This is a genomic window from Kosakonia sp. 1610, from assembly GCF_050435845.1.
GTDB lineage: Bacteria > Pseudomonadota > Gammaproteobacteria > Enterobacterales > Enterobacteriaceae > Kosakonia > Kosakonia cowanii.
In genome coordinates this window covers 37240-62849 of record NZ_JBNDKZ010000012.1, presented here as the reverse complement: position 1 = coordinate 62849, position 25610 = coordinate 37240, and the positions used below count along the sequence as shown (strand labels likewise).

Annotated in this window: 32 protein-coding genes and 2 pseudogenes; 30 read left to right on the top strand and 4 right to left on the bottom strand. The window is 57.2% G+C overall.

Annotated features, from left to right (window positions below):
* Positions 1 to 87: 87 nt before the first annotated feature.
* Together umuC and umuD are read right to left on the bottom strand one after the other, a co-directional pair.
* A complete protein-coding gene (gene umuC / locus ABIC80_RS21865) occupies positions 88 to 1362 on the bottom strand; it encodes a translesion error-prone DNA polymerase V subunit UmuC (RefSeq protein WP_429178548.1) in 1275 nt (424 codons plus the stop codon).
* Complete coding sequence (gene umuD / locus ABIC80_RS21860) at positions 1350 to 1793, bottom strand: translesion error-prone DNA polymerase V autoproteolytic subunit (protein WP_232045628.1); 444 nt, start codon at positions 1791 to 1793, stop codon at positions 1350 to 1352. Before umuD ends, umuC begins: the two co-directional genes overlap by 13 nt.
* Positions 1794 to 2026: 233 nt before the next feature.
* Between umuD and parM the strand changes: the two genes are divergently transcribed.
* From parM to ABIC80_RS21760, 20 genes and pseudogenes are all read left to right on the top strand, one after another.
* A complete protein-coding gene (gene parM, locus ABIC80_RS21855) occupies positions 2027 to 2998 on the top strand; it encodes a plasmid segregation protein ParM domain-containing protein (RefSeq protein WP_429178547.1) in 972 nt (323 codons plus the stop codon).
* Between the two features lie 2 nt (positions 2999 to 3000).
* Positions 3001 to 3675 carry a plasmid partitioning/stability family protein gene (locus ABIC80_RS21850; RefSeq protein WP_429178546.1) on the top strand — a complete coding sequence of 225 codons (675 nt, stop codon included), beginning with the start codon at positions 3001 to 3003 and terminating at the stop codon, positions 3673 to 3675.
* A gap of 8 nt (positions 3676 to 3683) precedes the next feature.
* A complete protein-coding gene (locus ABIC80_RS21845; RefSeq protein ID WP_429178545.1) occupies positions 3684 to 3947 on the top strand; it encodes a hypothetical protein in 264 nt (87 codons plus the stop codon).
* A 1191-nt stretch (positions 3948 to 5138) separates the two neighbouring features.
* Positions 5139 to 5675, top strand: coding sequence for a type II toxin-antitoxin system RelB/DinJ family antitoxin (locus ABIC80_RS21840; RefSeq protein ID WP_429178544.1), 537 nt, complete (start codon positions 5139 to 5141; stop codon positions 5673 to 5675).
* Positions 5676 to 5974: 299 nt separating this feature from the next.
* Entirely contained in the window at positions 5975 to 6442 is a 468-nt protein-coding gene (locus ABIC80_RS21835; RefSeq protein WP_429178543.1) for a hypothetical protein, read from the top strand.
* Positions 6443 to 6832: 390 nt separating this feature from the next.
* Entirely contained in the window at positions 6833 to 7486 is a 654-nt protein-coding gene (locus tag ABIC80_RS21830) for a DNA methyltransferase (RefSeq protein WP_429178542.1), read from the top strand.
* Between the two features lie 68 nt (positions 7487 to 7554).
* Positions 7555 to 8028, top strand: a complete 474-nt coding sequence (locus ABIC80_RS21825; RefSeq protein ID WP_225975751.1) for a DUF1380 family protein — start codon at positions 7555 to 7557, stop codon at positions 8026 to 8028.
* Positions 8029 to 8404: 376 nt separating this feature from the next.
* Positions 8405 to 8641, top strand: a complete 237-nt coding sequence (locus tag ABIC80_RS21820) for a hypothetical protein (protein WP_094419039.1) — start codon at positions 8405 to 8407, stop codon at positions 8639 to 8641.
* Positions 8642 to 9124: 483 nt separating this feature from the next.
* The gene (locus ABIC80_RS21815) at positions 9125 to 9463 is read left to right on the top strand and encodes an antirestriction protein (protein ID WP_277170556.1); all 339 of its coding nucleotides are present in this window, start codon (positions 9125 to 9127) and stop codon (positions 9461 to 9463) included.
* Positions 9464 to 10313: 850 nt separating this feature from the next.
* Positions 10314 to 10601: a hypothetical protein gene (locus ABIC80_RS21810; protein WP_429178541.1), complete on the top strand. Its 288-nt coding sequence runs from the start codon at positions 10314 to 10316 to the stop codon at positions 10599 to 10601.
* Between the two features lie 69 nt (positions 10602 to 10670).
* Positions 10671 to 12665, top strand: coding sequence for a ParB/RepB/Spo0J family partition protein (locus tag ABIC80_RS21805; RefSeq protein ID WP_429178540.1), 1995 nt, complete (start codon positions 10671 to 10673; stop codon positions 12663 to 12665).
* Between the two features lie 42 nt (positions 12666 to 12707).
* Positions 12708 to 13142, top strand: a complete 435-nt coding sequence (gene psiB / locus ABIC80_RS21800) for a conjugation system SOS inhibitor PsiB (protein ID WP_429178539.1) — start codon at positions 12708 to 12710, stop codon at positions 13140 to 13142.
* Positions 13139 to 13858, top strand: coding sequence for a plasmid SOS inhibition protein A (locus tag ABIC80_RS21795; protein ID WP_429178538.1), 720 nt, complete (start codon positions 13139 to 13141; stop codon positions 13856 to 13858). Before psiB ends, ABIC80_RS21795 begins: the two co-directional genes overlap by 4 nt.
* Positions 13859 to 14404: 546 nt before the next feature.
* On the top strand, positions 14405 to 14818 hold the full coding sequence (locus tag ABIC80_RS21790; RefSeq protein ID WP_429178537.1) for a hypothetical protein: 414 nt from the start codon (positions 14405 to 14407) through the stop codon (positions 14816 to 14818).
* A gap of 74 nt (positions 14819 to 14892) precedes the next feature.
* Entirely contained in the window at positions 14893 to 15360 is a 468-nt protein-coding gene (locus ABIC80_RS21785; protein ID WP_429178536.1) for a hypothetical protein, read from the top strand.
* Between the two features lie 75 nt (positions 15361 to 15435).
* Positions 15436 to 15582, top strand: a pseudogene (locus ABIC80_RS21780) (succinate dehydrogenase flavoprotein subunit); the annotation flags it as partial.
* A gap of 109 nt (positions 15583 to 15691) precedes the next feature.
* Positions 15692 to 16042 (top strand): hypothetical protein, encoded by a 351-nt coding sequence (locus ABIC80_RS21775; protein ID WP_429178535.1) that lies wholly within the window; start codon positions 15692 to 15694, stop codon positions 16040 to 16042.
* Positions 16043 to 16115: 73 nt separating this feature from the next.
* Positions 16116 to 16352: a hypothetical protein gene (locus ABIC80_RS21770; protein ID WP_429178534.1), complete on the top strand. Its 237-nt coding sequence runs from the start codon at positions 16116 to 16118 to the stop codon at positions 16350 to 16352.
* A gap of 763 nt (positions 16353 to 17115) precedes the next feature.
* Entirely contained in the window at positions 17116 to 17397 is a 282-nt protein-coding gene (locus ABIC80_RS21765) for a hypothetical protein (RefSeq protein WP_054804373.1), read from the top strand.
* A gap of 16 nt (positions 17398 to 17413) precedes the next feature.
* Positions 17414 to 18231 (top strand): annotated as a pseudogene (locus ABIC80_RS21760) (DUF932 domain-containing protein).
* 33 nt (positions 18232 to 18264) lie between these two features.
* On the opposite strand, the gene ABIC80_RS21755 reads toward ABIC80_RS21760, so the two are convergent.
* The gene (locus tag ABIC80_RS21755; RefSeq protein WP_429178533.1) at positions 18265 to 18789 is read right to left on the bottom strand and encodes a lytic transglycosylase domain-containing protein; all 525 of its coding nucleotides are present in this window, start codon (positions 18787 to 18789) and stop codon (positions 18265 to 18267) included.
* Between the two features lie 403 nt (positions 18790 to 19192).
* Between ABIC80_RS21755 and ABIC80_RS21750 the strand changes: the two genes are divergently transcribed.
* Positions 19193 to 19807, top strand: coding sequence for a relaxosome protein TraM (locus tag ABIC80_RS21750; RefSeq protein ID WP_346441169.1), 615 nt, complete (start codon positions 19193 to 19195; stop codon positions 19805 to 19807).
* Positions 19808 to 19846: 39 nt separating this feature from the next.
* Here the strand turns inward: ABIC80_RS21750 and ABIC80_RS21745 are convergent, their stop codons facing one another.
* Complete coding sequence (locus tag ABIC80_RS21745) at positions 19847 to 20482, bottom strand: Arc family DNA-binding protein (protein WP_429178583.1); 636 nt, start codon at positions 20480 to 20482, stop codon at positions 19847 to 19849.
* Between the two features lie 197 nt (positions 20483 to 20679).
* On the opposite strand from ABIC80_RS21745, the gene ABIC80_RS21740 reads away from it, so the two are divergent.
* From ABIC80_RS21740 to ABIC80_RS21700, 9 genes are read left to right on the top strand one after another with little or no spacing between them, the layout of a single operon-like run.
* Positions 20680 to 21033 carry a type IV conjugative transfer system pilin TraA gene (locus ABIC80_RS21740; protein ID WP_042718119.1) on the top strand — a complete coding sequence of 118 codons (354 nt, stop codon included), beginning with the start codon at positions 20680 to 20682 and terminating at the stop codon, positions 21031 to 21033.
* A 2-nt stretch (positions 21034 to 21035) separates the two neighbouring features.
* On the top strand, positions 21036 to 21338 hold the full coding sequence (gene traL / locus ABIC80_RS21735) for a type IV conjugative transfer system protein TraL (protein ID WP_289745831.1): 303 nt from the start codon (positions 21036 to 21038) through the stop codon (positions 21336 to 21338).
* Positions 21339 to 21348: 10 nt separating this feature from the next.
* Positions 21349 to 21921 (top strand): TraE/TraK family type IV conjugative transfer system protein, encoded by a 573-nt coding sequence (locus ABIC80_RS21730; protein WP_429178582.1) that lies wholly within the window; start codon positions 21349 to 21351, stop codon positions 21919 to 21921.
* 13 nt (positions 21922 to 21934) lie between these two features.
* The gene (traK, locus tag ABIC80_RS21725) at positions 21935 to 22675 is read left to right on the top strand and encodes a type-F conjugative transfer system secretin TraK (protein ID WP_429178532.1); all 741 of its coding nucleotides are present in this window, start codon (positions 21935 to 21937) and stop codon (positions 22673 to 22675) included.
* On the top strand, positions 22672 to 24090 hold the full coding sequence (gene traB / locus ABIC80_RS21720; protein WP_429178531.1) for an F-type conjugal transfer pilus assembly protein TraB: 1419 nt from the start codon (positions 22672 to 22674) through the stop codon (positions 24088 to 24090). Before traK ends, traB begins: the two co-directional genes overlap by 4 nt.
* Positions 24091 to 24100: 10 nt before the next feature.
* On the top strand, positions 24101 to 24541 hold the full coding sequence (locus ABIC80_RS21715) for a hypothetical protein (protein WP_429178530.1): 441 nt from the start codon (positions 24101 to 24103) through the stop codon (positions 24539 to 24541).
* The gene (locus ABIC80_RS21710) at positions 24538 to 25023 is read left to right on the top strand and encodes a hypothetical protein (RefSeq protein ID WP_346441162.1); all 486 of its coding nucleotides are present in this window, start codon (positions 24538 to 24540) and stop codon (positions 25021 to 25023) included. The genes ABIC80_RS21715 and ABIC80_RS21710 overlap by 4 nt, the downstream gene beginning before the upstream one ends.
* Positions 25020 to 25190: a hypothetical protein gene (locus ABIC80_RS21705; protein WP_346441160.1), complete on the top strand. Its 171-nt coding sequence runs from the start codon at positions 25020 to 25022 to the stop codon at positions 25188 to 25190. The genes ABIC80_RS21710 and ABIC80_RS21705 overlap by 4 nt, the downstream gene beginning before the upstream one ends.
* On the top strand, positions 25187 to 25579 hold the full coding sequence (locus ABIC80_RS21700) for a hypothetical protein (protein WP_429178529.1): 393 nt from the start codon (positions 25187 to 25189) through the stop codon (positions 25577 to 25579). The genes ABIC80_RS21705 and ABIC80_RS21700 overlap by 4 nt, the downstream gene beginning before the upstream one ends.
* The last annotated feature ends 31 nt before the right edge of the window (positions 25580 to 25610 follow it).

Here is a 25610-nt window from a genome sequence, read left to right as displayed (position 1 = left end):
CGGTTGTGGCCTGTGCGGTTAATCAGATCGGAGCTTCGCACGGCGTCCTGCCGTGCTTGTGTGAGCAGGGTGCCGGAACCACCTGGCTTATCCAATCCGGGCCAGGGGGATCTCTTTCCAGCGTGTGGTGTAGGCAGGACTGAGCATTTCCCGTTTCATTTTCCACTGCGGGGCGATGCCACGGCCGGCAAACCACAGCTGACCGAGGCCGGACTGATTTATGCCGTCCAGGACGTTCATCAGTTCCTGGCTGTGCGGGCGGGGCGGCTGCTCATCGAACAGGGACAGCTGGGCCACGCCGGTGGCGGTAAAGTCATTCAGCATGACACCGGCTTTGGCATACCGGTGGCCCTCGCGCCAGATACGCGCCAGGCCGCGCATGGCGGCCGCAATGATATCGCGGGTGTCCTGGGTGGACGTCACCAGCTTTTCAACCGCCACGTTACCGTAGTAAGGCTCTGAAGCAGCATAGGGTGAGGTCTTGATGAATACTGAGATATGCCGGCAGTACTGACGCTCTGTGCGCAGTTTCTCGGCTGCGCGCTCTGCATACTGGCAGACAGCCTGCCGCATGTCTTCGGGGGTGACAATTCTCTCCCCGAAAGAGCGGGAGCAGACAATCTGCTGCTTCGCCGGTGGCGCTTCTTCCAGCGGAATACAGGATTCGCCGTTGAGTTCCCGCACGGTGCGCTCAAGCACCACACTGAAATTCTTCCGGATGAAGGCCGGGTTTGTGCGGGCCAGCTGCAGGGCCGTGGTGATCCCCATTGTGTTCAGGGTGCGGGCAATACGGCTGCCGACGCCCCAGAGCTCCTGGACAGGCTGCAGGGCGAGCAGTTTTTCCGTCCGGGCGGGGTTGCCCGGTGTCAGCGCCAGGACGCCCCGGAAAGCGGGCCATTCCTTGGAGGCCCACTGCGCAGATTTGGCCAGCGTTTTAGTCGGTCCCATCCCGACGCCGATGGTGAGCCGGGTGCAGGCCTGAACATGCGCGCGCAGCTGCGCCCCGAATGTTTCATAGCCGGTGGCCGTTTCCAGCCCCCGCAGATCGAGAAACATCTCGTCGATGGAATACTGCTCGACGCGGGGTGCCATCTCCTCGAGGCAGGACATGACCCGGTTACTCATACTCGCGTAAAGCTCATAGTTACTTGAAAATACGTGTATTTTCTCTGCGAAGGTTTGTTCGCGGATTTTGAACCACGGATCGCCCATTTTTATGTCCAGGCGTTTTGCTTCCGGGGAACGGGCGATGCAGCATCCGTCATTGTTCGACAGCACCACCACCGGGCAGCCCTTCAGGTCGGGGCGAAAGACCTTCTCGCAGGAGGCATAAAATGAGTTGACGTCAGCTAGTCCAAACACTTCATCACCTCGCGGGTGCGGTGGATGATGTGGGTGACCACGCCGAAAATCTGCAGCTCATCCGGATCGGGATAAATGGGCGGGAACGCGGGGTTCATGGGCTGCAGACACAGTTTCGGCCGTGTCTGCAGCCGCTTTACGGTAAATTCGGCCCCCATACCGGCCACGACGATATCGCCGTGCTCCGGCTTCATGGCGCTGTCGACAACCAGCAGATCCCCGCTGAAGAGGAAACCATCCCGCATGCTGTCGCCGTGGGCGCGCAGGTAGTAGGTCGCGCTGCGGTGTCTGATGCAGTACTCATTGAGATCCAGCTCCTTTTCCACATAGTCCTGGGCGGGAGACGGAAAACCACAGGGCACCATCTCCAGAAACAACGGCAGAGCCAGGGCCTGCGCGCTTTCGGTCGGGGTCAGCATTATCAGATCCATAACGCCACTCCTTGTTATAAATATACTGTATGTTTAAACAGTATATTTACCGGTTTACGAAATGCGCAAGGTGAATTCCCGTCCGGCGCGCCAGCGTGCTGTTAAACGGACAAAAATAAATCACATGGATAATAAAGAGCACATTAATATACTCATTATGAGTATTTACTATTGCATTTTGATTGATGGTGATTATGATATTCTCAAATTGAGCACAATAAAGGATGCAATAAATGAATATCAACTGTGACGACGGTTCCACCAACGTTAAACTGGCCTGGTTTGATGCTGACGGCCTGAAGACGCACCTGTCTGCCAACTCATTCCGTCATGGCTGGAAAGTAGCCGATTTTGGCGCAAACGCGTTCAACTACCAGATTGGTACCCTGAAATATACCTGGGACAGCGTCAGCCGTGACGTCATGCCGACCACCAATGTGGAATACCAGTATGGCGATCTTAACCTGCTGGCTGTTCACCATGCACTGCTGAACAGCGGTCTGGCGCCACAGGACGTGACGGTGACAGTAACCCTCCCGCTGAGTGAATATTACGATCAGGACTGCCAGAAGAACGAAACCAACATCCGCCGTAAGCGTGAGAACCTGCTGCGCGACATTACGGTGAACAAGCGGGAACGCTTTGTCATCACCGACGTCATTGTCATGCCTGAATCCCTGCCGGCGGCCTACACCCGGTTGTCGGAACTGAAGCCCGGCGTATCCGAGACCACGCTCATCATCGATCTGGGAGGCACCACGCTGGATGCCGGCGTGATTGTGGGGCAGTTTGATGACATCAGCGCCGTGCAGGGTAACCCTTCAGTCGGGGTGTCGATGGTCACGCGGGCGGCCCAGGCAGCACTGCGCGCAGCAGACAGTGAAACCAGCCCCCTGGTGGCTGACAGCGTGGTCCGTCACCGGAAAGATCGTGCATTTCTGAACCGCATCATTAATGATGGGAGCAGGATTGATTATGTTACTGACAAAATTGAAGAAGCTATCGACACCCTGAGTGCCAAAGTGGTCAGCGAACTGGCCGGCTACCGGAATGTGAACCGCATTTTCCTGGTCGGCGGCGGGGCTGAACTGATTGAACCTGCTGTACGCCGGGCATGGCCGCTGGCCGCTGAGCGTATTGAAGTGATCAGCGATCCGCAGATGGCGCTCGCAAGGGAGATAGCCCGTTATCAACGTGAGGGCTGACCGTGCCTGCAGGCAAATACTCCTTTTATCTCCACACTGACGACCGCACTGACATGCTGGCCGCCGGCACGCTGGAAACCATATCACAGCCGCTGCGGGGAGATTTTCTCCGCACGGCCGCCGCTGCCGGCAGCGTGCTGTATCACGCCGATAACCGTCTCCCCGCTCTGGTGACAGAGCTTTTTGACGGAAGGCTGCGCTATGGTCAGCTGGCCAGTCTGCTGGCGGCGTTATCGGGGGAGTATCAGACCGGTGCAGCACCGGAGCCGGAGGGACTGCCTGCCGTGACGGGATCGCAGGCTGAATGTAGCGGTAATGCTGCCCGCAGACGTTTCACGCTTCAGCTGACGGATTCTCAGGAGTCCCGGCGCGTTGCTGACCTGCTGGAAGGCACCACCTCCCGGCAGCGTGGCGTGCTGCTGCGAAACCTGATCATTGCCGGTTTCGCCCTGCACACGCTCGATGCCCGCCTCCCGCGCCTGCTGACCAGTATGCCGGTTCCGCCGGACAGCATTCCTGCGCTCCGGGCGCTCACCGGGCAGATTGCCGGTGTGACCGCGCCCGCTCAGGACACTCGTTCAGAGCCTGTGAAGCCTGCCGGCAGGGCTGACGTCAGCGATGCGCAGCCGGCAGCACCGGCGTCAGCTGTCCGTGACAATATGAAAAAACTCTTTTAACAGGTGGCATGATGGGACGTATTAAACAGAAAGCGGAAGGCGTGACGACGGACCTGCTGCGCCGCGCAGGTGTGCCGGAACAGCAGCTGCATGCCCGGATGCGTAAAACCGGTCGCGGTTTTCTGCTGGGCAGTATCCTCTTCCTCATCCCGCTGGTTGCGCTGGATAATGTGCCGGTCGCCGCAAAGGTGGGGCTGCAGATATGCTACGGTCTGATGGTTATCGCGGGCGTCCTGCTGGCATTTGACGAAGAAAAGCCGCCCCGTCGGTGATAAAACCCCTGTGTCCCTGAACCCGCTCCGGCGGGTTTTTTTATGCGCTTACGTAAATCTTGAGTGAGGTAGCTTCATGTTACCGGGTCCAATATTGCTCACAGATATGAGGTATAATCCATCTGGACAGTTCCGAACTGCATGAGAACCGAGGGTGATTCGCTCCGAAACATACAATTCATGTTGCATCATCAGCGACGCGAGTGGGTGTGGATTTCAGCGATGTAAGTGTTTTACCGAACGACAGAAAAAAAGCCGCATTTTGACGCCAAAACAATTAGGGGAATAAATGGAGTTCGCTTAGGATCTGTCTTGTGCCGGAAACGGCCTTTGTGAGGCGAAAAAAAACCCGGTCTGGTAAACCGAGTTAATTTTCTGTATCTGCGGCGGCTGGTGACCGCTGCTGATACGGTGCTACTTGTACCTGCTAACTATGTTCAATATTAACGCTGATTGACGATCCGGTCAACGTTGTGAACAGAGCTGAACGACCTTATACTCGTCTCAGTTAGCAGCGCTACGCCGTTGCAGCCTCTCAGAAGTGGGTAAAAGCTCAGTCGCGCGGAGATTTACCCCGACCGGAAACAGGTGGTGCTGTCCGGTTTGCTTCCACCTAAAAGAGTGCTGCTTGTACCTGCTAACTACCGGTATGCGGCGCAGGGGGGAACCCAAAAGCACCTGCGACGTGTGGCGCTCTCCTTAACAGGAGGCTGCCTAAGTGATAAGTCTGACTACTATCCTTGTAACGCTGAATATAATTCACGTTACACTGCAGATTGTCGTTGTCATCAAGCAACTGACCGGACGCTCTTAAGGGCAGAAGGAACTTGAACAAAGGCGGGGCTAACCACCCCGCCTTTTTTCGTCTCTGCGCTGAGGTTCAGCTGAATGGGTGGCTTTTTCCATAGCCCAGCCAGCGAAAATTGCCGGTGCCTGATGCAGTATGAATTAAATAATAACCTCGTTTTTAGCATTCTGAACTGGTTACCCGGTTTTGAGAGTGCATAACAGTCTCCTCCTCCCCAGAGCCACTTAAGCGGTTTCTTTAACTTACGCAGCAATGCTGGTTAGAAAGCTGAAAAAGCACTGAAGATTTTACAACGCTGTCTTTACAAGTAAAGATAGAGTTGTAGTATTCAGAGACGCGAGAGTTTTTTACTCCGCTTAAAGTGTCAACTCAGGAGAACTCACATGCCACTGGTAAATATTCGAATTGAAGATGAACTAAAAACCGAAGCTGATGCGGTGTATAAGGAACTGAATATTACGGCTACGGACGCTATCACCCAGCTCTATCAGTATGTGGTACAGAACCGCAGGTTACCTTTTACCGATCCATACCATGTTCTGCTCGAATTAAAGGACGCTGTCAGTAACGCGGCTGACATGGCATTGGGACTCAACAATGCATATTTACAGCACAAGGCTATCAGTAATATAACCATTGAAAGAGCTAAGGCCTGCTTTGATTCCACAGTAAGGCTGCTTGAGGATAATTATGGTGTCGTTAAATCTGTATGGCGTGGCTATACGCCAAAACCCTGGGTAGACGTGGCTAATGCAATGAAAGGGCTTAGCTACATGGTATCGATGAACACTATTGAACAAAAAAATGGGGTCTCTATCAATGCTGATCTGGACACGGCATATGAAGCTTTACAAAATAACTATATAGAAATCAGTTTGTTAATCGAGTCTCTGGAAGCCCGGCGTAATCTTGTCCGGTAACCTCTGCAACAGGGACTATCCGGCCCTGAGAGTCTGCTTCTTGTGTGAAGCAGACTGCCGCATTATGAAATTCTCCTGACAAAGCAACCACACCGTGCCTTCACGCTGGCCCGGCCGCTGCGTCCTGAAGGGTACACTTCGTCCTCATCCTCATCCTCACCCGTTCCCCGTCGTTCACGGTGCATTCAGCCCGCTCACGCCGGCGCATGCGGCTTCCGGTGATGCCCTTCGTCCTCCGCTTTTCGCCGGGCTTTTGTGTCGGCACGGCGCAACGGGTGCCGCATCAGAGGAGATACAACATGCAGAAATTAACGCGCGTCACGCTCAGTACCGGTGAAATGGCCATCTATCTTGATGGCTGGTACCTGACCAGTACCGGAGCCGACGAGCACGCACAGGGACTCGATGACGTGGTGACAGGCCTGCTGAATATGCCCGGCATGCGCCTGGAGGATATTGAGGCTGAGTGTCCGGCACAGGCGGACTGGTGCTGGAATGATGTCGCCGCCGTCGTGTTTGCAGGGCCGCAACCGCGTCCCGGTGACTGCACCGTGGCGGCATTCATTGCACGGCTTTCACAGTATCCGGCAGACGCCCTGTGCTGCGGCACGTTCTGGCTGCAGGAGGATTTCCTCACGCTCGATGCACAGCTGACGGAGGAGCAGGTGGGGCTGGCGATGGAAGTGGCAGAGGACAGTCATGATGCTGACATCGGGTTTAACTGGGAGCACCTGCGCTACGCCATCGATGCGGTGAAACGCCCTTAACCCGTTCCCTCCGTGTTCTCCGGGCGGGGTTCCCGGTGAATGCGGAGGCCGCCGGCGCGGGCGGCAGGGAGCCCGCTGCCAGTGCAGCGCGCTGGCCACCGCTTCAGTGCCTGAAGGACGTCGCTGCGCTCCACCTCTCTGCCACTGTCCGTCCTGACGTCCGGCCCGTGGCGGGCAGAAAGTGCCGTGCCCTCACGGTAGCCGGGCTGGCTCGCCGGCAAGGGTTCGCTGTCGCCGTCATGCTCGCCCGTTCCCCGCCGTGCGCGGGACATTCAGTCCGCTCCGGCGGCGCGTGCGGCCTGCGCTGACGCCCCTGCCTTCTCGCCCGGACGCCCGTCTGTGTGGAGGTCACGGCACCACAGGGGTGCCCCTACAGACTGAGGAGCAGACATGTCCCGATTCATGCAGGGCGACAGCGTGCAGCTGATGGCCACCTTTCCGGATTCCAGCATCGATTTCATTCTCACCGATCCGCCGTACCTCGTCGGGTTTAAGGACCGGTCCGGGCGCTCGATCGCGGGCGACGTGAGCGACGAATGGGTACGCCCGGCCAGTCAGGAGATGTTCCGCGTCCTGAAAAACAACAGCCTGGCCGTGAGCTTCTACGGATGGAACCGCGTGGACACCTTCATGCAGGCATGGAAAGCCGCAGGCTTCCGGGTGGTCGGTCATCTGGTCTTCACCAAATCCTATGCCTCGAAGTCTGCTTTTGTGGGCTATCAGCACGAAAGCGCCTACGTGCTGGCGAAGGGCCGCCCGGCACTGCCGCAGAACCCGCTGCCGGACGTGATGCCCTGGGAATACACCGGCAACCGCCATCACCCGACAGAAAAGCCCGTCAGCATCCTGCGTCCACTCATCGAGAGCTTCACACGCCCCGGCGATCTGGTGCTCGATCCGTTCGCGGGCAGCGGCTCAACTTGCGTGGCCGCTGACCAGTGTGGCCGGCGATGGATTGGCATCGAGTTGCTGCCCCAGTACCACGCCGCCGCGCTGCGACGGATCGGGGAGCAACGCGCCCGGCAGCGTCCTGTTGCCGCCTGATATCCGCACCCCACATACACGACGGGCGGCACTGTCGCCCGCAGAACCGAATCAGTAAGAGAAAAATCATGATGTACGGCACCCGTAAAGAACTGAATAAAAAACTGAAACGCGCCTTTGGTGACAATGAAAAATTTGCCCTGCTGGTCTGGACCCGTGAAACCATCGCCGGCGCGGCAGAGGACATGACGGAGCAGGAAGCGGAGAGCATTCTTGAGCAGATCGGCAGCACCGGCGGCGGCGATCATGCGGAAGAGGGGATTTCTTTTGCCACGGTGCTGGAACTGCTGGCCGGTCTGCGCTCCGCACCGGCAGGGCAGGGCGCTGCGGCCACGCCGCCAGGTGACTTCATAACGCAGGTGGCGGGTATCGAGGAGGCGCTTTATGAGCTTCATCTGCGGCTGTGGAACCTGACAAAAGACAATCTGTACCGGGATGCGTCCCCGGCGCAGAAAATGGCGGGGATGCTGACGGAGCACATGGACATGCAGCTACTGGAGGTTTACCGGCGGGCCGCCGAAATGCGGAAGCATCTGGCATAGCAGTGAGGGGAGGTGGTTGATTTATGACCACCTCCTTTTTTTTCACTGCCGGCGCGGGCGGCAGGCCGTTATCCACAGGTTAATGCCCGGTCTGTGCAGCCCGGCAGTGGAAAAGGCCGTCGCTGCGCTCCTCCATACCAGGCCGCGCCGTGGCGCGTCCGGATCTCCACGCCGTGCCTTCACTGTACCCCGGTGGTCCTGGCCTGCAAGGGTTCTCTTCGCCGTCATCCTCGCCCGTTCCCCGGCATTCGCGGGGCATTCAGCCCGCTCATCCCGGCGCATGCGGCCTGCGGTGTCGCCCCTGCATGCCGGACTGATCACCGGGGTGTCGTGCCGGCACGGCGCAAAGGGCGCCGGCACCACAGGAGACGTAAACGTGAACGAAATCATTAACGATCTGACCCTCAGCCAGATGATGGATCTGCTCTGCCATATCCTCCGCTGCCCCGGTACGCACCGCCACCCCGGCAGTTATCTCCCGCCGCAGGGGGCGGTCTGCCTGATGATGGAGAGTCCGGGTGAAACGGTCTGCCTCTGGATGCTGGACGGGTGGCCGGACGCGGTGACTGTCCCTGAAAGCGGGTTTGTGTATGTCACGGATGCACGCCCGTAACGGATGACCGGGCAGTAATACCAGGTGACCGCCCGCGCGGTCGCCTGTTCTGCGATAAGGCGGTCGTTGCACTCCGCATTCACAGGCCCGGCATACCGGGCCGGGGCTTCAGTCCGTGCCGCAACGGCATTTGCCGTGCCTCTACTTTAGCCCGAACGCTCAGGATGCAAGGGCTTCATCCTCGCCCGGTCGCAGTGTTACGAATGACTGAGTGGCGTCTTCCCGTCGTTATCCCGCTCATTTTTCGCGGGATAACCGTCCAGCCACCCCTCGCTTTTTATCTGCGCTGCGGCCTGCGGTACTTCCCTTGCATCCTTCGCTCGAAGTCGGGCTGACGTGTCGGCACGGCAAAAGCCGGATCTGTACACCACTTTAACGACGGAGGATGTGATGAATACAAAGGCAATGCACACAGAGGCGGTTTTGCTTAAGGGCGCACAACGACTGACATTTTTACCGGCACTTTTCGGACGGGATTTCGTGATGAGCGAGTCCTCAGTCTACGGCTACGCCACGAAATATATCGATAACTATCAGGGCGGGAGCTGGGAATTTTACCGCCTGCCGGGTGGCGGTGGCTTTATGGTACCGGAGATGGATTCCGCGTTTTTCAGCAACCCGCATAACGGCTTTGAGTGCGAACTCAGCGCGGAGGCGGCGGGGATCATCATCACCGCTCTGGTGCTCAGTCACCGGACGTTTGTTCATCACCACCACGATCAGGAAGAGTTGTGTCACCTCTTCTGCCAGCGGTACGGCCAGCTGATGGCCTGGGCTGAAACCCACTTTGAGGCAGACTATATCTTCCGCGCGCTGGACTGACAAAACCGGGGGCGTGAGCGCCCCCTTACCGTGCCCTTTGCAGAGACCGGCGACGGTCTGGCCGCGCGCAAAACCCTCTGCAGCCCTGCGGGCTGCCGGGAAGGGAGGCCCCGCGCCTGCGGCGCAGCGCCTCCCTTCCCGTGCCTCTCTTCCGGCAAAAAAAGTCTGGCCATCTTCAGCAAAAAGATTTTCATCCTGCGGGTGCGGGTGCGGGTGCGGGTGCGGGTGCGGGTGCGGGTGCGGGTGCGGGTGCGGGTGCGGGTGCGGGTGCGGGTGAACATGGAAGTGAAGTTGTGCAGCAGCTGCGCGGGGAAAAACCGGACACCGGAAAAACAAAAGAGGATACGGAACAGGCCACCTTCGGCTCCCCGTCCGTACCGGCCGGGTCGTCGGCCCTACTCCGCCCGTCGCCCGCAGGCGGGCTCCAGTCTCCGGCCGAACCCCTTCGGGTTTCGGGCTTCGCTAGGCCCCGATGGAGAAGGTCAACGGCTCCGCCTGCTGCGACCGTCCCGGTCGCGCCGCGTCCACCGCCCCGGCGCGGCCGGGGCTTTAAGGTCGCCACGTCGTTCCGCCGTGTCGGGTGCGCGCATTCTCTCAGCGTGGTGATGCCACCCCCTTGCCGGCCCCCTCGCGGAGGGCTGTCTGTAGCACCGTCATCCGCCTGCCCGCAAGGGCCGCGCCCCTGGCGCTGTCGCCTGCACCCGTTCGCACTCGCCGAAAATCCGGCTCGCTTGCGCTGCGGCTTTGCCGACACCCGTGCGTTCATTCGTCTGCCGTCGCTCCCTTGCCCTTTGCCGCGAGAGTACCAGCCAGGGAGATGGAGTAACCATCACCACAGGAGAAAACCAGAATGCGCACACGAAACGTCAACGGCAAGACCGCCGGAGGAGAAACCGCCGGAAGATGTGATCAAAACACGCAGGAAGTAATCGCTTTACAGGCGAAGGCGCTGATCGCCCGGTATCGCCGGTTACAGGACGGCGTGACCGTCTTTACCGCACGGGCATCATCACGCGGGGATGTACAGGTTGAGATACGCCAGTTTGGCCGCCTTGTCTGGCATGCATGGTCTTTTGAGCCGGAGTTTCTGGCCACGCTTGAAAACCGGCTGCGCGATGTGCAGCGAAACCACGACTGATTAAGCGCCGTGACCGGACGGCCATCCGGCCACGGCATAACCACCACCGTAACTGAAGAGGAAACAATAATGGTCACCACCCATACTACGGCGAAACCCGCCACACGCAAAGCCCGCACGAAAAAAGCCGCCGCCGCGCCGGCAGCCGTTGAGGCTGCCCTGCAACAGGCTCCCGTGGAATACGTGCCGTATTCCCGCCTGACCCGTTCGGACTATAACGTCCGCATCGTGCCCCATACTGACGAGGAAATCGCCGGGTACGCCGCCAGCATTAAGGCGCTGGGGTTCCTGCATAACCTGGTGGTTGTCGATCATCCGGACGGCCTGCTCGGTGTGGTGTGCGGCAGCGGGCGCACCCGCGCGACGGGCGTACTCGTCGCGGAAGGCTTCACCGGGGCTGATGAGCCGTTCGTCCCGGTCAAACGTATCCCGGAGCACCTGGCGGTCGCGGCCTCGATGGCTGAAAACGAAAAAAGCCGCAAAATGCACCCGGCAGAGCAGGTGACCGGGTTCCGCAAGATGGCAGAGCAGGGATTCACCCCGGCGCAAATCGGCGATCTCTTTGGCTTCACTGCCCGTCACGTCCAGCGCATCCTCAGCCTGGCAAATCTCGCTCCGGCGCTGATTGAGGAACTGATGCACGACCGCATTACCCTGGAGTTGTGTCAGGTGATGACACTTGAACACGATCATGCCCGCCAGGTGGACATCTGGAACAGCGCGAAAGAGACGTTTGGTAGCGGCATGCCGTCGTCAGTGTGGCTGAAGGGGCAGGTGAACAGCATCAAAATAGACATGGCTTCTGCCGCGTTCCGGTTCGTCGGGGAGGATGCCTACGTGGCGGCCGGGGGCGTGGTTGATCGTGACCTGTTCAGTGACGAAGGGCAGGGGTTTGCTGATCGCCTCCTGACACAGCGGCTGCTGCTCGACAAACTGGCTGGCGAGGCGGCACGACTGCAGCGCGAAGAGGGCTGGGCATGGTGTGAAAGCCGGATGGATGAAATCACGCTCCGTGATGCACAGACCCTGCGCGTGTGTCTGCCTGAGCCTGAACTGACTGATGAGGAAAGGGCCACGGTGGTCGGTCTTGAGCAGAAGTTACTGGAGAGCGAAACCGAAGAGGACGAAAACGCGCTTCAGCAGCGTATTGAGGACATTGAGAGTGCGGCGCGCGCGCGCCTGTTCACCCCGGCGTATAAGGCGGCCCACGGCGTGGTGGTCTCGTATGAAGCCGGGGGTTTCTGCATCCAGCGTGGCGTAAAACGCGTCGAACCTGCTCAGGAAAAAGGGGATGAAGATGGCGAACACCCGGCGACAGAAGCCGCGACAGACCGCGTGATCACCACCAGGACCCCCGGCATCCCGGCAGATGCCTTCTCCGAGAAACTGGTCCGGGCCATGTCGTCCGAACGTACCCTGGCGGTGCAGGCTGCGCTGTCCGGCAGACCGCATGTGGCGCTGGCCCTGATGACCTGGACGCTCTGCCGTAATGTCTTCGGCAGGATCGGGGGCAGGGTACAGGCTCCCCTCGGTGTCAGCATCCGCGACTGCACCTGGTCCCTCACGTCAGATGCGCCGTCAGGTAAGCAGGGTGCTGGCTGGCAGAGGATGCAGGACATGAAGGGGGCGCTGCTGCTGACCCTGCCGCCGCAGTGGGACACCGATTTTCGCACCATGCTGGGTCTCTCCACAGAGCAGCTTCTTACCCTCCTGAGCTACTGCGTGGCATGCGGCATCAACGGGGTGCAGGGACGGCAGTACGGACGCACCGGCGACAGCAGTCTGGAAACCCTTGAATCCGCGCTGGACTTCGACCTGCGCGAATGGTGGCAGCCGGATGCGGACTACTTTGGCAGCATCAGCAAGGATCAGATCGGCGACGCGCTGGCAGAGGCCGGGCACGGAGACCGCGCCCGCGAGGCGATGAAGCTGAAAAAAGGCGAGGCCGCGAAGCTGGCTGCCGCCACCCTCGCGGAAACCCGCTGGGTGCCGGACTGGATGACCCGCCCGCAGCCGGATGTTCCGGCGACGCTGAACGACACCGCTGACCACAACGCCGCATAACCAGGAGACGGTTGCCCCACCGGGGCAACCGGGAAAACCACCATGAGCATGAAATATACCCCCGCAGTCCTCAACAGCATGATCCCCGCTGAGCTGGAAGCCGTCCGAGAAAGTGGCGATGAAGAGCGTCGCCAGCTGAGCGACGCCGTCATGAACACTATTCCGGTTCCGCCAGGCTGGCGCGTGAATGCCGAGTACCGCTGTGAATTCGGCGGCCAGTTTCCTGTCCAGCTGCGCTTCGCCCCGGACCGGTCAGACTGTTACTTTCTCTGCCTGTGCAGCCCCGGTGAAATGCTCCCGGCCTGGACACTGTTCCTGCTGGCGGCAGACGGGGGGCTGGTAAGGATCCTGTCGCAGAGCGACAGGCATGACCCGGTGGCCGTCAGCGCCCTGCTGGCGCAGGTTGCCGGACTGCACCGTTTTAACTGCTCTGCGGCCACCATCGCTGAACTGATGAATGCGGAGGTGATGTCATGATCCCCGCCAGTCTCGCACTCGTTACCCTGAATCCGGCACGCCAGGCTGCGCTGCAGGCGGTGGCCGAAGTCGAGCTGCGCCGCGAGAACCGCAGGCGTCTGCCGGAAGACAACCCGCATGCGCGTGCATTCATGCGCCTGCTGACCGGCGAAAGTCGTCTCAGCAGCCGTACCGCTCAGGCCATTCCGGGTCTGGGCTGGGATCCGCACTTCAAAATCTGGTCGCTGCGCAGGCTAGAGGAGGCGCTCGAAGTCCTGCTGGTCAGCCGGGGTGAGCACTGCCACTCGCCGCTGCCGGCAACGGTGCAGGAATGTCTTTACCCGGACGTGGTGTTCCGGAATGCATCCCGGAAGGATCAGCGCGGGAAACTGCATCTGCATAAAGCGATCCGGCGTGAAAATAAAAGCCTCTGCCGGGAGGAAATTCTGCACCAGAGTCTGGTCGCGCAGGCCCGGACAGACCTGAACTTCCGGTCACCGGAGAACGTGGGGGCGTGGTACACGCGCTGGGCTGATGAACTGCGTGAGTACGAGCTGGCAGCACTGTTCTGGCAGTGGCGGAGACGTTTTTCCTCGCTGGCAGAGCTGGAATGGCACCGGCATGAACCGCTCTGGTCAGTACTGAATGTGCTGAGGGATGTGGTGAGCGGTATGAGCGCCAGTGAAAAGGCTGCCGATCGCTGGCAGGTGCCGGACAAGCTGGGCCACGCAGGATAAGGGCTGCAGAAAATGAGGCGGGTGATGCCGGGGCCTGAAAGTCAGTATCAGGGACAAAGGCAAGGGCAGGGGCAGGCCACCTTCGGCTCCCCGTCCGTACCGGTCGGGTCGTCGGCCCTACTCCGCCCGTCGCCCGCAGGCGGGCTCCAGTCTCCGGCCGAACCCCTGCGGGTTTCGGGCTTCGCTAGGCCCCGATGGAGAAGGTCAACGGCACCGCTTGCTGCGACCGTCCCGGTCGCGCCGCGTCCACCGCCCCGGCGTTGCCGGGGCTTTAAGGTCGCCACGTCGTTCCGCCGTGTCGGGTGTGTGCATTCTGTCAGCGCGTTGATGCCCGTCTCCCTGGCCGTTCTTCGCGGAGGGCTGGCTGTAGCACCGTCGGGTCGTCATCCAGGGGGTGAAATGCACTCCGCCAAAACTTTTTGCGAACGGCCGCAAAAACTTTTGTCTCCGCCCCCTTCCTTCCTCCCTTCGCCGTCGCTCCTGTGCCCTTGCCGCGATGAACTCACCAGGGAGATGGACTTAACCATCAACGAGGAGAATTAAAGAATGCACACACAAAACGTCAACGTCAGAACCGCCACGATTAAATCTTCCAGGAAGATGGGGGGCGAAACCCGTGCCGTTTATGCATCAGCTGAGTGGTGGGAAAGTGCCCTGCGCAGCGATGGCTTCGTCAGAAACCTCAATTCTTCAGGTGAGCATGACGTCATCTCTGTGAAGTCACTCCTTGACGCTTTTTCAAAGGCTGCCAGCAAAGGGTGTGGACAGCATCATGAAATTTATGAGTTTTTCTTTCTGGACAGGGCGTGCTCATACGCGAATTCACTGCCGCTGTCACACCGCCCGGCCTTCTACGATGCCGCAGCTGCGTCAGGTTTCAATATTTCTGACGATGCGTATGACAGAAGTGAGCGGGCATTTGAAGCGAAGCTCGAAGAAATTAACGAAGAAAACTACTGATCATTACCACGCTGCCCGTCCGGGCAGCAGATACACAACGAAATGGCGGCTACAGGCCGCCACCAGGAGGAAAAATGTCAGCACCTGAAGCAGCACTCAGACCCACCGAAATGGCCTTCTTTCAGGTATCGCGCTCGCGCATCTGGGCTTACGCCGTGCAGTCAGGCGGGGAATGGCGTTCGACGTTCGGCGGCCAGACCCTGGCGCAGATGCGCGAGGAGATGCCCGATATGGAGCTGATCTCCACCGTAGATGCACTAAAACGCGAGAATGACGGTTACCGGCAGCCCTGGCATGAAATCAGCGAGGCGCGGTACATCGACCAGCTGGAAGTGCTGCCGCCGATGGACTGGCACCGCAGCGGTGAGTGTGAGTCGTTCAAGTCTTCGGAACGGTATGGCGGGGATGTGACCAGCATTTTTGCCCGCTTCCGTGGGCGCTTCTTCGAGTGCCGCGATCTGGACACGCTGACGCCGGAGCAGATTAGAGAAAGTCTCGTCAGCACGTTTTTTGCCGGGGATTCAGCGAATTCCGGGCATTAAAAAAGCAGGGCTAAGCCCTGCTTAATCAAAGGTCGGCACGGAACAGGTGTCGACCACGTCAAAACAAACTGGAGGATGAGATCCGTGATATTTGACCCGCAAACTGTCGCACAGGCGACGGCATTTGTAAATGCTCTGCGCGCAGGAAAATCCGCGCACATTCCCGCCATGCCCTTTGCGCGCTGGCAGGAGTTTATGACCACGGTGTATTCCGGTCTGGGGGCGTCTGCGGACGCAGATAACGGCAGCAGCGTGTATCCGGCGCTGGGTCTGGCATAAGGGAGGCGGCCACCCCTGCGGGGGTGGCCTGCGCCTGAGAGGGAGAATAACAATGAAAGTTAACCTGACTGATACAGCCCCGGAACACACTGCGGCTGAGACAGTTCCGGCGACAGAGCTGGAAGCGCTGGCGGCGCAGCTGCCGATCGCGGAGTTTCCCGTGGTGATACACGACAACCGGCAACGCGTCAGCCTGGCAGCCGAAGCGCTGTGGCTGTTTGCCCAACGCACCGGCATGGCTGAAGATGGCGAGCCGGTGGGAAGCGTGATCGTCGATTTCATGGCGGATATGATGCACCTTTGCCACCAGGTGGGGATCATCTCCCCGGCGGGTAATGGTTTACCGGAGCTGATTAAAACCGCGGAGTATCACTTCGATGCTGAAGCGGAAACAGACCGCTGAGTAGGCGTCCGGAGCGGCTTCAGCCGCTCCGGACTTAACCGCGCTTTATTTTTAATTCACAGGAAATGCTTCAATGACAGGTTACATCAAATACATTACTGATCAGCGCCCTGGGGAACCCGATCTCCTGGTTGGCTCAGAACATGCCGCCCTGGATATTCGTGACTTAAATGGTCAGCTTTTGCTGAATGTTTCAGCTCCGCTAACAGGGTGGACACATGCTTCACTTAGTGAAATTCAGCCGCCGGAAGCGGAAGAGGGTGCTGATGCTTATCTGGGGGGCAACTGGATCGGTTCTACCGAGGTTTAAATAGCCCAGCGGTTGCGTGTGCCTGCCCTGATTCGGGTGCACGCTGCCTGCAATGCCAACCGCAGAAAAGGCGTTCCCCTTCGGGGAACCGAACAGGGCGGAGGCGCCTGCGGCGCTCCCGCTCTGTACCGCCCACCACCTAACCTCAATTCCCATTGTGATCCCACTCTTCCGTTGCTAAGTAACTCTTCTACAGTGGCTGTTGTGCAACGTTTTATTGTGTTGCTCATCATTACCTTATGTTTTCACTATCAACCCCAAAATCAAAATCAAAAACAAGGTCAGGGGCAGGCCACCTTCGGCTCCCCGTCCGTACCGGCCGGGTCGTCGGCCCTACTCCGCCCGTCGCCCGCAGGCGGGCTCCAGTCTCCGGCCGAACCCCTTCGGGTTTCGGGCTTCGCTAGGCCCCGATGGAAAAGGTCAACGGCACCGCCTGCTGCGACCGGAACGGTCGCGCCGCGTCCACCGCCCCGGCGCTGCCGGTGCTTTAAGGTCGCCACGCCGTTCCGCCGTGTCGGGTGCGCGCATTCTCTCAGCGTGGTGATGCCACCCCCTTGCCGGCACTCACGCGGAGGGCTGGCTGTAGCACCGCCGGGTCGTCATCCGGGGGGTGAAATGCACTCCGCCAAAACTTTTTGCGAAGGGCCGCAAAAACTGTTGTCTCCGCCCCCCTCCTTCCTCCCGCGCCGTCGCTCCTTTGCCCTTTGCCGCGAGAGTACCAGCCAGGGAGATGGATTAACCATCACCACAGGAGAAAAGCAGAATGCGCACACGAAACGTCAACGGCAAGACCGCCGGAGGAGAAACCGCCGGAAGATATGATCAAAACCTGACAGACAGTCAGATCCTGGATTTGTTTGACTGGGTGGTTTCCGCTGCGTGCGATGAACAGCAGCCGGAGGTGTTCTCTGTTCCCCCTGGTGCTGTTGAGCTGAATGTATTTGTGGAATGCGCCCCGGATTATTACGCCGTGTGGCTTCTGAAAAATATCCCGGTCGCGGCTGCGCTGCCACTGGATAACTTTTACCGTTTATTACCATCCTGAAAGGAGAATAATCATGATCCGTTTATCCACCCGTTACGCCGCGCCAAACACGATGCGAAATAATCGCCCGCTGACAAACGATGAATTAATGCGTGTCGTGCCGAGCGCGTTTTCGGTTGAAAAACATGAGTCGCGCTCTGAACGCTACACCTATATTCCGACCATTACGCTGCTGGATAAATTGCGTGAGGAAGGATTCGAACCCTATTATGCCGGACAGTCACGGGTTCGTGATCCGGAGCGCCGGGACTTTACCAAACACATGATTCGTCTGCGTCGCGGAAATAACGGCAGCGGGTCAGAGGTGCCGGAAATCGTTTTACTGAACAGCCATGATGGCTCCAGCAGTTAAAAATGATCCCGGGTATTTTCCGTCAGGTCTGCACAAATGGCCTGGTGTGCTGGAAATCGTTCGGCGAAATTAACGTACCCCACAAAGGGGATATTGTTTCGCAGGTTATCGAGGGGGCATATGAGGTGCTGGGCGTGTTCGATGCCGTCGCCGACAATATGGAAAAAATGAAAAGCATCCAGCTCGACAGCGCCGAACGTCGCCTGCTCGGCGCGATGGCGCTGGAATATAAATATGGCGAGGATAAATCGCCGGTCACCCCGGAGCAGATAATTCAGCCCCGCGCCTGGTATGACAAAGAAACCGATTTGTGGACGTCATTTAATATTGTGCAGGAGAATCTGATCAAAGGTGGCGTGCGTGGCAGAACGGCGAAAGGGAAAAGAACCACGACGCGACCGGTGACCGGAATTGATGGCGACATCAAACTTAACCAGGCGCTGTGGAAAATGGCGGAAGAGTTTGCCCGGCTGAAAAGCTGAATAAAAAAACCCGGTTAACCGGGTTTTTTTATATCAGTCTTTCAGCGGCTGCGGCGTTATTTTTGCTGTCAGCTGCGATTCTTCTTCAGATGCAGAACGCTGTTCAAGTATGGATTTTCTGGCCAGCAGAATGCGGTAAATATTTCTGATATCCTCGGCATAGGCCCGTCGCTGTTTGATCAGGTTTTTCGACGGCCCGGTATTATACATTCCCACGCTGTCCCAGTTTTTTCCGTATGACCTGAAGTTATGCGCAAGGACCCATCCGCCGGTGTAAACGCAGACGCATGGATCATTAAGCAGATCCGATCGCGTAATATTAAACTTTTTCAGCTTTCCGTAATGCGAACTGTTTATCTGCATCCCGCATACATCCTCCGAACCGTCATTGTTCGCCTTATTAATCGCAGCGGGCCTGAGTCGGCTTTCTTTGATTGAAATTGACATCAGCAGCAGCGGGTCGATTTGGTAATCCCGCCCGGCCTGGACAAAACACATTTGCGGTGCTGCGCTGCAGGACATTGAGACGCAGAGCAGAATGAGACCGAATTTATTCATATTTATAACCTTTGCGTTTTGCGCGCGTGGAATGTCGCTGGAGCAGCGCAATAAAAAATACCCCCGCCGATCATTTAAATCAATACCCGCTCTTACAAACGCGCAGAGAGCGCTGCGGGTACGTGCCCGGAGTCAGTCTCTGATATTAAAGAGGCTCTGGTGTCGCTTATTATTGGCCGCTCTTTGCAAACATATAAAACATGACACCCCACGCAAGACTTCGTCTTGCAGATTTTTCCTTTGGAATCAGGTTGTTGTTCTGATTATTTTGTGCGGTATTTGAAATATAACGAAAAAGGTGTGTTATTCCCCACACCTGACAGTGCCGTAACCGGCCACACAGCAGTGCCGGAACAGCACACCTGTTGGTGCCGCTGGCGGCACTGTAAGGTGGCCGAAAGGTGTGTACTACGTATATTCAGGAAGTTATAAAGCATATTTGGTTATACAGTGCCGGATTAACACACCATGCAGTGCCGCATGCGAACACCTGTATAAAAGTAATTTTTCATTGACAGGTGCCGGATTAGCACACCATATTACGCAAAATCATCCAGACTCATTTTTTAAAAATCTTTCGCTTACAGTGCTGCTTCCGGCACTGTTTGAACAGGACGGAAAATTAATGCCGCGTAAAAATATCTACTTTAAAGATAAAATCGATCGCGAGATTGAAGGTATTCTTGAAATTGAAAGACAGAAGGGCGCCACAAGCAGCGATGTGAGCTATTCCAATCAGGTCAATGAACTCGTTCGCCTGGGTATCATGGTATATAAATCGCGGGAAGAACCTGCCAGTTTCGATCTCGAAGGGTATCGTCGTGATTTAATAAAAAAAGCCAGCGGTGCCAGGGAAGGAACTATGATACTGATGACAATGATTACAGAAATGTACCTGAATTCTAAAGGCATAAGCCCGGACGGTAATCTGGAAGAGTTACTCAGCCAGAATTTCACAGCTATGAACAATGCAGAGGACGAGGCCGAATCTCACCACTTCATATCTGAAGAAGAATAACAATCTGACCGGCAATGCTGCCGGCCAGACCCGTCACGGTTACTCCGGTTTATTCCACGGAAGCGGCACACTCTCCGCTTCCGATAATTTCTCCCTGAGATACCACTCAAATGCCATGCACAGCACTTTAAGCGCCTGCGCATCCTCGTTCTGGTCGAGAAGACGCTGGGTTAAATAACCCATAGAATTCATCAACCTTGTCAGCATTTCGTCATTCAGGCTGCGTTTATGCACCCGCGCCATAATTCTTATTTCAGAGGCAAGATTTTCAGGAATGCGCATGCTGTAGCCTGACGTCTTTCCGGGAATTAACACCCGAACACCTTCACGCCACATCCAGGCACGCTCATCACGCGCCTTTTCCTTTCTGTTTTCATTTTCATCTTCATTACCATTACTTAATAAATCACACAGCCACTCTTCAAACTTCACTGCCAGAGAAATTAACCTTTCGCCCTCAACCGTTTTAATAACAGGTACATGCGGCTGATAGTTCAGTGAAATAAGCAACCGCGCGATAATTTCATCGTTAACACTCCTCTCACTAATTCGTGCACACACCCGCAGCTCCATCAGCAGATTGTCCGGCGCACGCAGCCGCCACTCCACTGTTTCGCCCGCCGTGAACTTCCGTGGGCGGCCACGCTTTCCCCACAGATTCTCTTTTACTTTCATATTCATAGATCCCTGACATCACAGGCGTCATACCTGCATGACTCAGGATATGTTGCGCCACTGCTCAGATAATTCCTAATGATGTTGAAAAGTGTGACGCAGCTCACAGTTTTTTTTTTTTAGGGTCATGAGATACTTATGCCCGCGTAAACAAGCACTTACGCAAACACATTTTGTTTACTTCCGGAGAAACAAGCATGTTCACTGAGGACAATGCCCTTAAGGTCACAAAGGGATGGGCGGTAGCGTCTTTATTTCGCAAAGCCCGTGAAAATATTCAGATGAGAAAGTATTTAAAAAATGGAGGGTTAATTCTCCTTTCTCTTCTGGCCTGCAATTACGCATTTGCGGGTAGCACTGATTTACTGGCATCACAGTCTTCCACCGTTTCCAGCACTTTCGGTCACGGGTCGTCACTTGAGAAATACTTCTACTACGCGGAAATCTTTATCGCTTTATTTTTGTATATTAAAGCCCGCTCTCCTCTGGTATTTCTCGGTCTCGTCATCGTCATTATTTTTACCCGCATGGGCTTTGCCATCGCAGGCTAAAAATGAACGGGGAAGATGATAAATATTACTTCCCGGAAACCCTCAATCAGCAGGCCCGATTCTTCGGTCTCCCCCTCGACGAACTCCTCGTTATTGCTCCCCTGACCTTACTGGGTATCGTCTGCAATATGTCGACCGCCCTGGGGATAGTTTCGGGCGTGCTGTGGTTGATTGTCAGGTATCTGAAAAAAGGGCAGGGCTCGTTCTGGTTACTGAATTTCTGTTACTGGTACCTGCCCACCTTTATTTTCAGGGTGACCTTCCGGTCAATTCCTGACTCAGGTTTCCGTCACTGGAGGGCGTGAATAAGTGAAAATGAATATCAAGCGAAGCAGGGATAAATACCTGCGACTCGCCTTTATCGGGATGGGCAGTTTCGCTGTTTTATGTACCACAGCAACGATTCTGAGCAGCTCTCTTGCGTGGCACTTTTACAGCACGCAAAGAACCATCACCACACCCATGCCTTACAACCAGCCTTTCAGCTCCGATGCCTCATCTGCCGATACCGCAGGCATGAATATGTTCGCCACTTCATTCCTGTATCTCAGGCTGAACGTCAGCCCCGAGAACATCGACAGCCAGCAAAAGATGCTGCTCAACTACGTGCCCGCGCAGAGCCGCGACGCACTGAAAAAAGCGCTCGATGTGGAAGCTGACCGCATTAAAAAAGGAGGCCTCACCTGGCGTTACGATGTCCGCGCGCTGCGCATGGTCAGTCCCGGCGTGATTGACGCGGACGTCGTGCTCCACCCCTCAACCACCAACGGCAATATCACCACCGAACTGAAGGAGCAGGCACGCACTTACCGGCTCCGGATGCGTTATGAGAACGGCATCATCAATCTCGATGAAATGTCCGAACTCATGCCGGTCACCACTAACTGAATCAGGACTGCCCATGAAAAAGCGTTTTTCACCGGCAGCTGCTGCTGTGTTAATGGCAACGGTCATGTTCACAGGCGGCCTTCGGGCCGCCACCGGACCCGTCGCCATACCGTTTGAGAATGACGCCTCATTCAGCGTTAATCTCAGTAACACCAACCCCAACAAAATCATCATTGACGGGGAACTGGTGACCAGCATCAGCGGGCCTACAGGTGCCTACGACCAGGACCACACTGCCGATGGCGCATTACTGCTCTCGCCACTCGTCGGTCAGAATTTCACGATATTCATCCAGACTGCCGGCGGTGCGGCGCTGAGCCTCAACGTCACACCGAAACCCGGCACGGGTAAGACACTGCACTTTACCCCGCTCAGCGCACCGAAAGTCGCCAATGAGGATGCTAAAGCGTGGGAAGAAGGGCAGAGCTACGAAAAAACGCTCGTCAGCCTCTCCCGTACCATCGCCCTCGGTGATGTACCGGAAGGATATAAAGAGTTACCCGTCAGCCGCATGCCGGCCTATAACCCGGCCGTCACCGTCAGGCTGACCCCGGAGCGCCAGTTCACCGGCTCCCACCTTCGCGTTGTGCGGTTTCGCATGACAAATCCCGGCGTGGTCACCACGCAGCTGCGCGAGCGTGACTTCTGGCGCAAGGGCGTCCGGGCCGTGATGCTGTCGCAGAACCAGCTTTACGCGAACGGGGAAGGGTATGTGTGGGTGGTTTTCTCGTATGACGGAGAGCCGCGCGCATGAACCTCAATGTGAAAACCCGCCGCACACAGCTCGCAGTACTCATCGGTGTCCTGGTCGCTGCAGGCGTCACCACTGCCCTGGTGCTGACCTTCGGCACCGAGGATAACAAAGCACAGCAGGCGCAGAACGCGCCCGCACCCAATATGACCGGCGTCGTCACCGCCACCTTTGACGAGCAGGTCAACCAGTCTGCAATGGCACAGCAGCAGGCCAGAACGTCTGCGCTCGAAGCGCAGCTGGCCCAGCTCGCGCAGTCATTTGAGCAGAGCAAATCCACTTTCAGCCAGCAACTGCAGAAGAAGGACGCTGAAATCCAGCGCCTCAGCGAGCAGATGCAGACGAAGCCGGGTGCCACCGGCAGCAACGAACAACCCTCCGGCCAGCAGACACCACCTGCTGTCGCAGACGGCACACCACTGCCGGGTCCCGTTGCTGCCGGTCAGGCCAGACTCCCCCAGTACACTGTAACCCCTGCGACAGGCACACCGGCCGCCACCGGTCCCGCCACCACGCAGGGCGCCGGATTCTATCCGGGCGGCAGTGGTAATCGCATGAGCGGGGGAATGCAGAAAACGTCTTTCAACTACGAGAGCCTGAAAAAGAAAGCCACAAAGCTGCCCTGGATATCGTCCGGCTCCTTCTCGGAAGCCGTGCTGATTGAAGGTGTTGACGCCAACGCCAGCGTCACCGGCCAGCAGGATTCCAGACCCGTGACCATCCGCCTGCGGGGCAAAACCACCATGCCGAACAACAAGCAATTTGACCTGGACGGCTGTTTTATCGTGGGCGAGGCCTGGGGGGACATCTCCAGTGAACGCGGCAACGTGCGGACACGCTCCATCGCCTGCAACCTGAAAAACGGCAAGGATATCGACATGGAATTCGAAGGCCATGTCAGCTGGCAGGGCAAGTATGGCATCAAGGGCACACCCGTCATGCGTAACGGCAAGATTATCGGGTATGCCGGTGCGGCCGGATTCCTGTCAGGGATTGGCGAGGGCGTCAAATCAGCTGCCACGCCATCTGTCGGGCTGGGGGCAACCGCGAGCGTCAGCGCCGGGGATGTGTTAGGGCAGGGGCTGGGCGGTGGGGGAAGCAAAGCAGCTGAAACGCTGAGCCAGTACTGGATTAAGCGCGCCGAGCAGTATCACCCCATCATCGATATCGGGGCGGGTAATGCGGTCACCGTGGTGTTCCAGAAAGGCTTCCAGCTCGAAACCCGTCAGGATATGGAAGAAGCGAAAGTCCTGGCCGAAGCACAGAAAGCCGGCCAGACAGCACAGAATGCCGTCAGCGGAAACACTGCCCAGGCTGTCCCGGCGTCCTCAACCTCCACGACCTCTGTCGGCAACATCGATCCGGATGAAGTCATGCGGCAGGCGCGTGGCCTGAAGATGGGTGACACCATTAACTGAGGCTGAAAGCATGAATGATGACTACAACATCACGATTCTTCGCAAGACTGGCAGTGATATTCAGAAATGGGAGCGCAACGCCTTTACACCCCGCCAGGTGAGTTTTTATGTGGTGCTCTTTGTGATTGTCATGGTAGTCGCGGCGGGGAACGAGCATATCCCTGTGCCTTTAGGGATGGTTATAGGAGCAGCGACAGGCGTCATGTTCCTTATTCCCGGATGGCGGGATGACGACTGGCCTCGGGCGATACGCCGGCGCCTGTCTCAGTACCGGCCCCGTAACAAGGCAGCCTGGCAGCACTTTCAGGAGACCATTGAACGGAAATTGCGTATGGACCCGGTCGACCTGCGGACCTGGTATGAAAGCGAATGCATGACCGTCTTTCACCCGGAAAAAGCAACGCCGCAGACTCAGGCGAATACGCCGGATAAGGCAACGGTGAAAACATGAGCAAAACACAAAGCAGAAAGCAGCTCCGCAAAATCGGCATGGATATCCAGTTGTGGGAGCATGGTCGCCTTACACTCCGCAGAGCGGCATTTTACGTGGTTGTCCTGATGTTGCTCTTAGCGGTGATGACCCCGGTTGCTTTACTGTTTTACCTTTCCGCCGGGGCTTTAATTGCTGGCTTCTTCATCTGCGCCGGGCTTATCGCATATTTTTGCAGGAAACTTCTGCCTGGATGGGCAGAAGACAACTGGGCCGATGCGATAGACAGAAAACTGGCCGTGTATCAGCCCTGCAACCATTCTGCCTGGCGATGCCTTCAGGAGGCTGTCAAAAGTAAAGGCGGCATTGAAAAGGACGACCTGCGAACCTGGTATGACGACGAGTACAGGGTTGCTTTCCTGCAAACAGACAAACCACTGCCGCACTTTCTGGAGAACACCCCGGATAAGGCAGAGCAGCAAGAGGATGAGCAGTTGCCATGAACCGTTATGCAATGCACACCCTGATGCTCGTTACGCTGGCCCTGCTCGTCTCCCTTGTGCTGATGGTCAGCGCCACTAAAAGCGAGGCTGCTCAGAAAGACTACATAACGCCGCTGCAGTGCTGTTCCTGCAGTGTCAATCCGCCGGAGGGGTATTTCTCATCATGAGCTTCATCAAAAAAGCCGGCTTCGCCATGCAGTGGCTGTGGATACCGTTACTGATTTACCCGGCAGCCCTGAAGATATACGCCTTGCTGATACCCAAAGGCCTGGCAGGTTTTGACTGGTCACTCTGGCGGGTTGCGCTGGTCCTTTCGGTGTTGAACGTGGTGTGTATGGCAGTGCATCTCAGCGACAGAAAAAGGCATTTATCCGTCATGACGGTAATCGGGTTAGGCCTTACCTGGCTTGCCTTCACTGCTGCCTGGCTCATTAAAATTTACTCAGACTGGACTTTTTCCTGGCCGCCCTCTGACTGGTTTCTGAAGGCTTTTCTCAGTACCTGTGCTCTCCCGCTTTGTTGTGGTGTCGCACACGTAATCACTTCTCGCAACTGACATCTCTTTTCCTTTTTTAACCGGAGTCATC